The sequence below is a fragment of the Mesorhizobium sp. 131-3-5 genome (assembly GCF_016756575.1).
Lineage (GTDB): Bacteria > Pseudomonadota > Alphaproteobacteria > Rhizobiales > Rhizobiaceae > Mesorhizobium > Mesorhizobium jarvisii.
This window is the reverse complement of sequence record NZ_AP023254.1, coordinates 4,463,320-4,475,305: the sequence shown is the minus strand read 5'-3', so window position 1 is coordinate 4,475,305 and position 11,986 is coordinate 4,463,320. Positions and strand designations below refer to the sequence as shown.

Genomic DNA, 11,986 nt, shown 5'->3' with positions numbered 1-11,986 from the left:
TCAACACCGACGCGCGAGGACATGTGGCACAGGACAGCCAAACGCTTCATGGCGACGGCATCTCGGCCGTTATTGCAGAGCAAGGCGCCGAACTGGTTTCGCTGCAGGATGGGCGGGGATTTGAGTTTCTGTGGCAAGCCGGGCCGGAGTGGCGGCGCCATTCGCCGGTGCTGTTCCCCATAGTCGGCCGGCTGACGGGCGATCGGCTGCGCCATCGCGGCCAGACCTATCCGATGACGCAGCACGGCTTCGCCCGCGACAAACCGTTCACCTGGGAGGAGAGGGGACCCCACTCCTGCACGCTGGTGCTTACCGACGACGCCGACACCCGCGCGCACTACCCCTTCGCCTTTCGCCTTGCCGTGACCTACACGCTGGACCGCCAGCAGCTCGGTGTGACCTTCAAGATCACCAACACCGGTGACGAGCCGTTGCCGGCTTCGATCGGCGCGCATCCTGCATTCAACTGGCCGTTGCTGCCGGAATTGCCCAAGGAGGCCTATCGGCTGACCTTTTCCGACGACGAGCCGGCACCGATCCGCCGCCTGAAGGACGGCCTGCTGCTCACGGAACCGCGGCCGACGCCCATCGATGGCAGGACGCTTGCGCTGTCCGAACGGCTGTTCGATGACGACGCCGTCATCCTGGACCGGCCAGCGAGCACCAGCGTGCGCTATGCGGCCGAGCGCGGTCCGGCGATCGAAATGTCATGGCAGGGAGCCGAGGAGCTCGGCATCTGGTCCAAGCCCGGCGGCGCGCCCTTCCTGTGCATCGAACCCTGGCATGGCATAGCGAGCCCGACCGATTTCGATGGCGAATTCACTGACAAGCCCGGCGTGATGCTGATCGAACCGGGGGCGAAGCGTTCGCTGAGCTACCAGATCGGCCTGGAGCCGGGCCGGCGGTGACCGACCGACGGCCAACCGCAGAATCGACGCCTGGGAGCACCCAATGAAACTCGGCTTCATCGGCACAGGTGCGCTGACTTCAGCCATTGTCGTCGGGCTCAAATCCCTCGATGGCGATCCGGTGTCGGTGGTGTTGTCGCCGCGCAACGAAGAGATCGCGGCGAAGCTCGCTTCCCGCTATCCGAATACACGCGTTGCCGCCGACAATCAGGAGGTGCTCGACGACTGCGATACCGTCATGCTGGCTGTCCGGCCGCAAGATGCCCATCAGGTGCTGCCTGAATTGAAATTTCGGCGCGACCATCACCTCATCAGCCTGATCGCCACGTTGTCGCACGAGGAGATAGCCGGCCTGACCGCACCGGCGAGCCGCGTGACCAAAGCGCTGCCCATGCCGATGATCGCCCGGCGGCTGGGGGCGACGATCATTTATCCGCCTGATCCGGACGTGACCGCGTTGTTCGGCGGACTGGGGAAGGTGATCGAGGTCGAGAGTTCCAGCGAGTTCGACGCGTTGAGCGTCGTGACCGCGACCTATGCCACCTATTTCAAGTACCTCGATACGATCCATCGCTGGCTGAAAGCGCATGATGTGCCAGACACCAAGGGGCGTGACTATATCGCCGCGCTCTTCACGGCGCTCGGGCACGCTCCGGAGACGGCGCCTGAGGCGGACTTCACGCATCTGGCGCAGGACTATGCGACCCGTGGCGGCATCAACGAGCAGGTCCTGAAGGAACTCACGGCCCGCAACGTCTTCGATGCGCTGGCGGAAAGCCTGGACGGCGTGCATCGGCGCATTTCAGCGGTTGGCGCCACCTGACGAGAAAGTTTTGCGATGGGTTTCAAACCTGCCGGGCGATGGTGCCGATCACGTTGACCAGAAGGCGCGCGGCGGTCTGGGCCGACAGGCCGTCAATGTCGGCCGGCGGATAGAGCTCGACAAGGTCGAATCCCGCGATCCTGGTCCTCTTGCCAAGGCCCGCGATCAGGTCGATCGCCTGCGTGTAGGTGAGGCCGCCGGGCGTACGCGCCGCCACGCCCGGCATGATGCCGGGATCAAGGCTGTCGCAGTCGAAGGTGACGACCACCCGTGCGCCTTCCGGAATATGCCTGAGCGCCGCCTCCACGCCTTGTGCATGAACCTCGCGCGCGGTCACGAAACGGCTGCCGTAGTGCTGCGCCGCTTCGACTTCAGCAAGGCACGCACTGCCGACGCCGCGCAGGCCAACCTGCACCATGCCCGCGACATGCGGCATCTCGCTTGCCCTTCGCATCGGGCTGGAATAGGCGTGGCGTTCTCCATGCACCTCGTCGCGCCAGTCGATATGGGCATCGATCTGCAGGATCCAGATCGGTCCGTGATCGGCAAAGCCGGCAAGGAACGGAATGACGACGGAATCGTCACCGCCGAGCAGGATCGGCACGGCCGGCAAGGCCAGGACCTCGCGCGTCCTCGCCTCGATCCGGGCCCTGTTTTCGGCATTGTCGTGCAGGATGGTCGAGATGTCGCCGGCATCGATGCAGCAGACCGGCTTGCCGTCGAACAACGGGCCGCCAAGATCGAAATCCCAGTGCCCGACAAGCAGGGCGTCATCCTGGCTGGCCGCACGGATGGCGTCGGCCGCCAACGCATGGCCACTGCTGTCCTTGCCGGGATAGGTGCTGCCGTGCCCGGCGCCGAAGATCACCGCACGAGGCGTACGGCCATCCGCGAGGCGATCGGGAAGGGCGAGGAATGATGGCGACATTTTCTTGGTGGTCCTTGATGGCACGGACTGGGGAAGTTACCGCGTAACACCGACTGCCGCAAAGCAGGTCGCCTAGCACGGCGCCTTCGATCATCCCTGAATTTTTTGCGATTATAGTCGATTGTCGTGCCGTCGATCTCGCGCTGGATCTGTTCCAGACGCTTCTCGACAGGCGGGCAGACTACTGCCCCGAAAAACGACCTACGTCATATTGGCAGCCTCTTGTGAACTCCTTCACATACAAATTCGTGCGCGGCGTACAGGATATGTCAGAACAGAAAGTTACCCGCCCTTGCGAAAAGATCTTGCAGCAGAAATATAAGATCAAACGAGCAGGACGGTCTTCGCAGATAGGTAACTTTTCGTTCTAGTCGTAATTTGTGGTGGAACCAAACAAAGGAGATCAAAATGTATAAGATCATTACAGTTGCATCAGCATTGCTCATGCTTGCCGCGCCCGCGTTCGCGATCGACTCGACATTCGTGCACAGCCTTCGTGCCGACAATGGTGACTTCGAGGGCCCGGGACAGGTCAAGGGCCAACATCCATTGGCTTCAGGAGAAGCGGTGTATGGGTTCCAGACAGGATCGATCGGGTTGGCTGGTGGCGTTTCGAACTCCAATTGCATGGGGGTTAGCCCGCACCAGTATGACCCTGTCAGCCCCAATTGCCGCAACTGAGATACAAGTGGAGAGCGGTGGCTAGAGCTACCGCTCTCCCGCCTCGAGCGGGGAGTGACATTCCTACGGACTGTCAGGATCCGATTTGGCGGCTCTCATTCCGCCCTTGCGAAGTGGCGAACATCAGTTGTCGTTCTGTGACTCGGCCAGATGACGAAGGGCGCCGACGTTGGTTATTCGCAGGCCACCACGCTTGATTGCGATGATCGAGCGGTTGCGCCAACTGTTAAGCGTCTTGTTGACGGACTCTCGCGTGGCGCCCAGGAATTCCGCCAATTCAGACTGGGAAATCGGTATCCAGCCTGACCCATCCGCCATTACGCCAGCCAAGAAGACCAGTCGCTTTGCCAGCCTCGCCTCGATGCCGAAGAAAGCGTGATCCCCAAGTTCGCTGCTGATCCAACGCAGCCGTGTGCACAACAGCTCAATCATGGCCCGTGCCAGAGATGGGTTTTTTTCAATGCGATCGAAGAGTTGCGTCCGGCTGAGCGAGGCTAGATCGCAAGCGGTCAGACAGATGGCGGTTGCGGTGCGCGGGCGCCCGTCGAGCGCGCCAACCTCTCCGACCAGGCTGTGCGCAAGCTCGATATTGGCCACCAGCCTCTGGCCGCCCTGCGAATAGATCGATATCTCCACCGTCCCGCTCATCACCCCGTAAATGCGATCGGATGGATCTTCCTGAACGAAGAGATGCTGGCCTGCCGCGTAGCGTTCGACCTTGCAGCCGCTGAAAAGAAGATCGAATAGGCGTGGGTCAATCCGTGCAAGCCGCGGCAGATCATTTCCATCGTTCGCGTTGCCGGAGGCCATTTTGATTTCCAAATTGCCGCCTCGCTACCCCTGTTCGAGGATCTCCTCGATCGTGGGTGGGAGAAGCGTGGCGCTATGCATGGCGGAGATACCCATGAGGGTTTCGTGCTCGGCCGTCAGGGGCAGGGCGTCGATCGTGCGGTAGAGCCGATCGCGGTGTCCGGGATCAAGCTCACCGTGCTCGGTGAGTGTCTGGAAAGCCGCATGCGGAAACCCCGTCGCGGAGATCAGCGTCTGGATCAGCTTGGGTGTCGGCGGGTGTCCCTCCATCAACGCGACGAAACCAAGGAACGCGATAGGGTGATGGTGATGGATCCAGTAGTACTGCGCTCCCACCAGGCTCGCGACCGTGGGAGATGGTATGCGGCTCAGCGCCGTCGCCCGCTTCACACCCAGCAGTTCAAGGTCATCGAGCAGCAAGTCATCATGCCCCAACTCCTCCTTGACGTGCTCCTTCAGATATCTGGCCAGGCCGGATGCGGCAGGGTCAGCAGCCGCCATTTTGTCCGCCCGCTCCGCTGCTGCTTCGGTCAAGGGCACCGTTGCGCGGATGATTTGGTGCTGAGTGAGCAGGAACTGTGGCCAAAAGTCAGCAAGCCTCGGGTGCGTCACAAGGGTGCGGCATGACTGTGCGTACGGTTGAACCGCAAGATCGATCTTCCGCCGGAGGCGAATGCTCGGCGTAGTAGCGGCCCCAATCTCGATCCCGCTCATGCCGGCATCCCGGTGGTTAAGAAGCATCCCGGTGGTTAAGAAGCGCGGCTAATGAACCTTGATGACGACGTCGACATCTGCTTTCTCCAGGTCCTTCCGCAGCTTCCTTAGGAGGAGTATCTCGCCCCCCGAAAGGCTGGCAAACGTCTCCCAGGCGTCCTGTGGAAGGGCATCCGCCGAGACCTCCATGTCGTCGAGATACTTTTTGACGTGTGGTGGCAATTCTGTTGCCATCGCCCCACCCTCCAGTTATCTTAGACCATCCTAAAATATCCTAGACTAAGACGGGTCTGTCAAGAGAGCGGACTTGCCCTCCGTAAGGCCTGGCCGTACAGTCCATAGGCTAATGAGATATGCTCTTGGGAGCTTGATCTGTTCGACATGCGGATCTGCCAATGCAGCCGAATTGCAGTTCTGTGCGTCCTGTGAATCGCCGCTAACCCAACGAGCTTCCGGTGCCGCCGATACGCGCAAGGTGGTCACGGTCCTCTTCGCTGATATTGTCGACTCGACGGCGTTGGGAGACGAGCTCGATCCCGAGTCGCTTCGCAATCTCATGACCCAGTACTTTCGGGAGATGGGCGCGGTAATTCGTGGTCACGGAGGGACAACCGAGAAGTTCATCGGGGATGCGATCATGGCGGTGTTCGGCATCCCACTCCTGCATGAGGACGACGCGGTGCGTGCGGTTCGAGCCGCAGTTGCAATGCTTCGTGCGCTTCACCGGCTGAACGATGAGTTCGAGGCGCGTTGGGGAATCAGGATCGTGATCCGCATAGGTATGACCACGGGTGAGGTGATCGCCGGGGATCCCAGCCAGGGCGAAACTTTCGCGGTCGGAGACGCGGTCAACATTGCTGCTCGGCTCGAACAAGCTGCCGGGCCAGGGCAGGTCCTGATCGGAGACGCGACGTATCGGCTGGTCCGCGATGTCGCGATGACATCGCCGATCGAGCCGCTTCGCGTGAAGGGGAAGTCAGAGCCCGTGGCCGCCTGGAACCTCGTGGATGTGGCACCCGCGGCCCTCGCTGCCCGTGGTCTCGAATCCCCTCTTATCGGTCGCGACAAAGAAGTCGCCGCAATCGGCGAGATGTTCGAAAGGACGGTCAAATCTCGATTATGCGAAGTCGTAACGGTGATGGGCCCGGCGGGAATCGGCAAGTCCCGGCTGACGCGTGAATTTCTTCCCCGACTCGAAAGGACAACGATGGTCGTGGGGGGGCGATGCCTGCCATACGGCGAGGGTATTACCTTTTGGCCCATCATCGAGGTGCTAAAGGCCGCGGCGGGCATCACGGATAGTCACTCGCCCGACGATGCTCGCGCAAAGATTGGCAAATTGCTGGAAGGCCCCGATGCCGCGCTGGTCGTCGAACGCCTGTCGGCACTCATGGGCCTCACCCGCGCGACGCCTGGTGTTCAAGAGACGTTCTGGGCCGTGCGCAAGCTGTTCGGCAAGCTGGCGACGCATCGGCCATTGGTCGTTGTGTTTGACGACATTCACTGGGCCGAGCCGACGTTCCTCGATCTCCTCGAATATCTCGCCGATTCGTTGGGCGGCGTACCGGCGTTCTTCCTCTGCCTCGCTCGCCCTGAACTGCTCGAGGTCCGCGCCGGCTGGATGACCTCAAAGGCGAACGCGTCTCTCATCACCCTGCGCTCGCTGAGTGATGCTCATACAGACAGCTTGATCCGGAACTTGCTCGGAGGAGCGGAGCTCGCGAACGATGCCCGCGCGCGGATCGCCGATGCCGCTGAGGGAAACCCTCTCTTCGTGGAGGAGACGCTGCGGATGCTGATCGACGACGGCTTGCTTATTGCCGTCGACGGAACGTGGACGGCGGCTGACCACCTATCGAGGCTGACGATTCCACCGACGATCAACGCCCTTATCAACGCGCGCCTGGACCGGCTCGGCGCCGAGGAGCGCTCTGTGATCGAACGAGCATCCGTGATCGGGCGCATCTTCTGGTGGGGGGCCGTCGAGGAGATGTCGCCAGAAGAGCAGCGGCCTCGCGTCGGCGGCCAGCTTCAGTCTCTGGCGAGAAAGCAGCTGATCCACCCGGATCGCTCGGATCTGGAGGAGGAAGATGCCTTTCGCTTCACTCACAGTCTTGTCGGGGACGCGGCCTACAATGGCATTCCGAAGGGCGTACGAGCCCACATGCATGAGCGTTTCGCTTCGTGGCTAGAGGCAAGGATGCGCGAGCGGGCCCGAGAGTACGAAGAGATCGTCGGCTACCACCTCGAGCGGGCCTACAGGTCTCTCGCGGAGCTCGGTCTATCGAACGAGCGCGTCGAGTCTCTGGCACGACGTGCGAGCGTGCCGCTGGCTTCTGCCGGGCAGCGCGCCTTCGCGCGGGGCGACATGCCCGCTGCGGTCAACATGCTGTCGCGCGCCATCTCGCTCGGCCCTCGCGACGATCCTGGGCGACTCGCACTCTTGCCGGAGCTCGCATTTGCACTGCTGGAGACCGGCGACCTCGAGCGCACGCGTGGCGCCATCGCCCAGATGCGTGAGGCTGCGACCGCCTCCGCCGATCGTCGACTGCAAGCGCATGCGCTCATTCTCGATCTGTGGGTGCGCTTCCTGTCAGAGCCCGAGGGGTGGGCGGACGAGGCGTACCGAGAGGCACGGCAGGCCATGTCGATGTTCGAGCAGGAGAACGACGAGCACGGCTTGGCCAAGGGTTGGTCCTTGCTTGGCCTGTTTCATCTGACGAAATGCAATTTCGGCGCCTCTGAAGAGGCGTGGGAGAGCGCGGCGGCGCATGCGTTTGCAGCCGGCAACGACAGAGAATGGCTCGAGTCGCTCTCATGGGTGCCGCTTGTCGTGTGGGCGGGCCGTATGCCGGTCAAGGCGGCGATCGGCCGGTGCAAGGACGTGCTCGCCAGGGCGCAGGGTGATCGCAAGGCGATGTCGGCGGCGCTCTTCAGCTGGGGGAATCTCGAGGCGATGCGCGGCCGATTCGATGAAGCGCGGCAGTTGATAGCGCAGGCGAGGTCAATGGTCGAGGAAGTCGCACTGACCGTGTGGAGCGCGGGACCTCTTACTGAGATGAGCGCCCTGGCCGAGCTCTGGGCGGGCGACGCGGCAGCCGCCGAGCGGGAGCTTCGCTGGGGCGTAAGGACCCTTCAACGCACGGGCGAGTTCGCATGGTTGCCTACGATTGCCGGCATCCTCGCCCAGGCCATCTATGTCCAAGGCCGGTACGAGGAGGCCGAGGCGTTCGTTCGGTTGGGCGAGGGGATCGCCGGCAGTGACGACACGTACTCGCAAGGCCTGCTGCGATGCGTTCGGTCAAAGATCTCGGTCCGTGAGGGCGATGTGAAGGGAGCTCTCCGTATGGCCCGGGAGGCTGTCGCAATCGCGGAGCCGACGGACTTTCTGTTCCTCCAGTCGTTCGTCCTCGACGGTCTTGGAGAGGTTCTCCACATCGCCGGCCTCCCGGAGGAAGCGGATGCAGCGCTTGCGGACGCTGTGCGTCTGTGCGCGCAAAAGGGCTTTGTCGTCGGTGCACGACAGGCTCGAGGGCGACGAAGAAAGCTCGCGCTGTAGGGCGGCCGCCATTTCCTCGTTTCGTCTCGGCCGCAACAGACTCCATTCGGCTGAATCTCGCAGGCTATCCGGGGCCGCGCGTGGACGAAGCGTGCGCATACAAAAGTTGCATAAGATAGATTATGGAACTTATGCGTTGGCCAGCATCTGGGAATTGCCGCTGATTTTCATAGGTTTGGCTCGATCGAGGCGTGTTGCCTTGAGCTAACAGCCGACGTTACGTCGCCGCCGAGGAAGCTGATACGACCGTGCAGCAACATGCGCGGCCGGGTTTTGCTGTTTCCGTCGTGACTGCATTATCCCCGCATGGGCTATGAACGGATTGGAACGCTGCTGATATTCGCCCCAAAGAGCAGAACACCTTCATGAGAGCCCGTTCGTATCACGCTGATTCATATAGAATTTCGATCACCATGCCGTCATAGGCCGGGGTGACGTTTGCCGGCACTTCGCCCTTGACCGTAGCATAGTCGAGCGGCACGTGCATGTGGGTCAGCACGGCATTCCTCGGCGTCAGCCTCTCGATCCAGCCGAGCGCTTGGCCTAGCGACAGATGGCTGGGATGGGGATTGTATTGCAGCGCGTCGATGACCAGCATTTCCAGGCCGCGCAGCCGCTCGGCCGTGGCGTCGGGAAAGTCGCTGATATCAGGGCAATAGGCCAGGCCGCCGATGCGGAAGCCGAGCGAGATGATGTCTCCATGAATTTGCGGCAGCGGTTCGAGGGCGAGGGCACCCCCCTCACCTTCGATCATCACAGGCTTTGTGTGGTCGATAATATGCGCCCGCACGATCGGCGGATAGGAACTGCCCGGCGGCGTCTCGAAGCAATAGCCGAACGCCTGCCGCAAGCGCAGCATCGTCGGCTGGTCGGCATGGATGTCGATCAGGTGGCGCTGCTCGAGCACATAGCCGCGCAGATCGTCGATGCCGTGGATATGGTCGGCATGTGGGTGCGTGTAGACGACCGCGTCGATGCGTTTGACCGACGCAAGCAGCATCTGTTCGCGGAAATCCGGCCCGGTGTCGATGACCACGGTGGTACGGCCGCCGTCGGCCGCAATCCGTTCGACCAGCGCTGCCGTGCGCATGCGCCGGTTCCTCGGATTGCTCGGGTCGCAATTGCCCCAGTCGCCGGTGATGCGCGGCGTACCTGGCGACGAGCCGCAGCCGAGAATGGTGAGGCGCAGCCGGTCGGTCATCGTTCAGGCGCTCAGTTCGGCAGGTCGCGGCATCTTGCCGAACAGGCGGAAGAAATTGTTCGTCGTCAGATCCGCGATTTCAGCTTCGCTGACACCAATCGTCTCCGCCAGCACCTTGGCGGTGTGCGCGACATAGGCCGGCTCATTGCGCTTGCCGCGAAACGGGATCGGCGCCAGATAGGGTGCGTCGGTTTCGACGAGCAGCCGGTCATGCGGCACATCGGCGGCGATAGCGCGCAGTTCGGCCGAGTTCTTGAAGGTCAAGATGCCCGAGAACGACACATAGCCGCCGAGCGAGACGCCCACCTCGGCCAGCCGGCGTCCGGAGGAGAAACAATGCAGGATGAAGGGGAAGGCGCCCTTTCCTGTTTCGTCCTCGAGAATGGCTGCCATGTCGTCATCGGCATCGCGCGAATGGATGACGAGAGGCAGGCCGGTCTGGCGAGCGGCGGCAATGTGATTGCGAAAGCCCTGCGCCTGCGCATCGCGCGGCGCCTTGTCGTAGAAATAATCCAACCCCGCTTCGCCGATTGCCACCACTTTTGGGTGTGCCGACAGGCGGATCAGCTCCGCCGACGTCACGTCCAACTCCTCTGCCGCATTGTGCGGATGGGTACCGACAGAGCAGTAGACTTCGTCGAAAGTTTCCGCGATTTCAAGTATTTGCTGAAACCGCTTCACCCGGGTCGAGATCGTCACCATGCGGCCAATTCCGGCCGCTTTGGCGCGGGCGACAATGGCCGCCCGCTCCTCGGCGAAATCTGGAAAATCCAGATGGCAGTGGCTGTCGACAAGCATCAGGCGTTCGCGCCCGGCTGTTCGACGTAACGCGGAAACACGCCTTCCGGCACGGGCAATGCCGTGCCGGGCACAAGCGCGTGGTCGGCGTGCACATGTACGAAATCACGCTTGTCCGCGGGCACCGCCAGCAGGTCAAGCAGCTTCGCTGCCGATCCTGGAATGTAAGGCTGACTCAGAAGTGCGACGCGACGCACGATTTCGGCGGTGGTCCACAGCACCGTTTCCATGCGTTCCGGATCGGTTTTCTTCAGCGCCCATGGTGCCTGTCCAGCGAAGTATCGATCGGCTTCCGCCACCACATCGAAGATCGCCGCCAGTGCCAGATGAATGCCTTGCCCGGCCATGGCCTTGCGCGCGGTGGCGAGAGCGGTCACCGCCTGATCCAGGATGGCGCTGTCGGCTTCCGTCAAATCGCCGCGCTTCGGCACCACGCCGCCGCAGTTCTTGGCGATCATCGACAGCGACCGCTGCGCCAGATTGCCGAGGCCATTGGCAAGATCGGCGTTGGTGCGGTTGACGATCGCTTCATGGCTGTAGCTGCCATCCTGGCCGAACGGCACCTCGCGCAGGAAGAAGTAGCGCACCTGGTCGAGACCGTAATGCTCGATCATGGTGAACGGGTCGATGACGTTGCCGACCGATTTCGACATCTTCTCGCCACGGTTGAACAGGAAGCCGTGGCCGAAAACCCGCTTCGGCAGCGGGATGCCCGCCGACATCAGGAAGGCCGGCCAGTAAACCGCATGGAAGCGCACAATGTCCTTGCCGATGATGTGGGCATCGGCCGGCCAGAAGCGCCATTTATCATCGTTTTCATCGGGATAACCGACACCGGTGATGTAATTGGTCAACGCATCGACCCAGACATACATGACGTGCTTCTCGTCGCCCGGCACCGGGACACCCCAGTCGAACGTGGTGCGCGAGATCGACAAATCCCTGAGTCCCGATTTGACGAAACTCATCACCTCGTTGCGGCGCTCGGCCGGGCCGATGAAGTCGGGCTGGCTTTCATAAAGCGCGATGAGCTTGTCCTGATAGGCCGAGAGGCGGAAGAAATAACTCTCTTCCTCGACCCATTCGACCGGCGTTCCCTGCGGCCCGTAGCGGACATTGTCGGGACGGACCTCCGTCTCCTCCTCGCCGTAATAGGCTTCGTCGCGCACCGAGTACCAGCCGGCATAGCCGCCCTTGTAGATGTCGCCATTGGCGTCCATCGCCTTCCAGATCGCCTGCGAGGACGCATAGTGCCGCTCTTCCGTGGTGCGGATGAAATCGTCGTTGGAGGCGTTGAGCGCGGTCGCCATGCGCTTGAAATCGGCCGAGTTGCGATCGGCCAGCTCGCGCGCCGAAACGCCTTCGCGCTTCGCCGTCTGCAGCATCTTGATGCCGTGCTCATCGGTACCGGTGAGGAAGAAGACCTGCTTGCCGTCGAGGCGCTGGAAGCGCGCAAGCGCGTCGGTGGCGATCAACTCGTAGGCATGGCCGATATGCGGCTTGCCGTTCGGATAGGAAATCGCGGTCGTGATGTAGAATGTGTCGCGTGACATGAATGAACCGT

Annotated in this window: 11 protein-coding genes; 4 read left to right on the top strand and 7 right to left on the bottom strand. The window is 62.0% G+C overall.

What is annotated here, in order from left to right:
• The first annotated feature begins 23 nt into the window (after positions 1–23).
• A complete protein-coding gene (locus JG747_RS21740; RefSeq protein WP_064982409.1) occupies positions 24–908 on the top strand; it encodes an aldose 1-epimerase family protein in 885 nt (294 codons plus the stop codon).
• 43 nt (positions 909–951) lie between these two features.
• The gene (locus JG747_RS21735; protein WP_064982407.1) at positions 952–1,731 is read left to right on the top strand and encodes a pyrroline-5-carboxylate reductase; all 780 of its coding nucleotides are present in this window, start codon (positions 952–954) and stop codon (positions 1,729–1,731) included.
• A gap of 22 nt (positions 1,732–1,753) precedes the next feature.
• Here JG747_RS21735 and JG747_RS21730 read toward each other — a convergent pair whose 3' ends face one another.
• Entirely contained in the window at positions 1,754–2,659 is a 906-nt protein-coding gene (locus JG747_RS21730) for an agmatinase (protein WP_202360026.1), read from the bottom strand.
• Between the two features lie 408 nt (positions 2,660–3,067).
• On the opposite strand from JG747_RS21730, the gene JG747_RS21725 reads away from it, so the two are divergent.
• Complete coding sequence (locus JG747_RS21725; protein WP_019858047.1) at positions 3,068–3,340, top strand: hypothetical protein; 273 nt, start codon at positions 3,068–3,070, stop codon at positions 3,338–3,340.
• Positions 3,341–3,463: 123 nt separating this feature from the next.
• Here the strand turns inward: JG747_RS21725 and JG747_RS21720 are convergent, their stop codons facing one another.
• Genes JG747_RS21720 through JG747_RS21710 form a run of 3 tightly spaced genes read right to left on the bottom strand, consistent with a single transcriptional unit; the run spans position 3,464 to position 5,098 of the window.
• Entirely contained in the window at positions 3,464–4,150 is a 687-nt protein-coding gene (locus tag JG747_RS21720; protein ID WP_019858048.1) for a Crp/Fnr family transcriptional regulator, read from the bottom strand.
• Positions 4,151–4,174: 24 nt separating this feature from the next.
• Positions 4,175–4,864 (bottom strand): iron-containing redox enzyme family protein, encoded by a 690-nt coding sequence (locus JG747_RS21715; RefSeq protein ID WP_223217735.1) that lies wholly within the window; start codon positions 4,862–4,864, stop codon positions 4,175–4,177.
• A 48-nt stretch (positions 4,865–4,912) separates the two neighbouring features.
• A complete protein-coding gene (locus JG747_RS21710) occupies positions 4,913–5,098 on the bottom strand; it encodes a hypothetical protein (RefSeq protein ID WP_019858052.1) in 186 nt (61 codons plus the stop codon).
• A 241-nt stretch (positions 5,099–5,339) separates the two neighbouring features.
• Here JG747_RS21710 and JG747_RS21705 point away from each other — a divergent pair, with 241 nt between their 5' ends.
• Positions 5,340–8,423: an ATP-binding protein gene (locus JG747_RS21705; RefSeq protein ID WP_167470478.1), complete on the top strand. Its 3,084-nt coding sequence runs from the start codon at positions 5,340–5,342 to the stop codon at positions 8,421–8,423.
• A gap of 382 nt (positions 8,424–8,805) precedes the next feature.
• Here JG747_RS21705 and JG747_RS21700 read toward each other — a convergent pair whose 3' ends face one another.
• From JG747_RS21700 to metG, 3 genes are read right to left on the bottom strand one after another with little or no spacing between them, the layout of a single operon-like run.
• Positions 8,806–9,624, bottom strand: coding sequence for an MBL fold metallo-hydrolase (locus JG747_RS21700; RefSeq protein WP_202360025.1), 819 nt, complete (start codon positions 9,622–9,624; stop codon positions 8,806–8,808).
• 3 nt (positions 9,625–9,627) lie between these two features.
• Entirely contained in the window at positions 9,628–10,422 is a 795-nt protein-coding gene (locus tag JG747_RS21695) for a TatD family hydrolase (protein ID WP_019858055.1), read from the bottom strand.
• Positions 10,422–11,975 carry a methionine--tRNA ligase gene (gene metG / locus JG747_RS21690; protein ID WP_202360024.1) on the bottom strand — a complete coding sequence of 518 codons (1,554 nt, stop codon included), beginning with the start codon at positions 11,973–11,975 and terminating at the stop codon, positions 10,422–10,424. Before metG ends, JG747_RS21695 begins: the two co-directional genes overlap by 1 nt.
• Between the last annotated feature and the right edge of the window lie 11 nt (positions 11,976–11,986).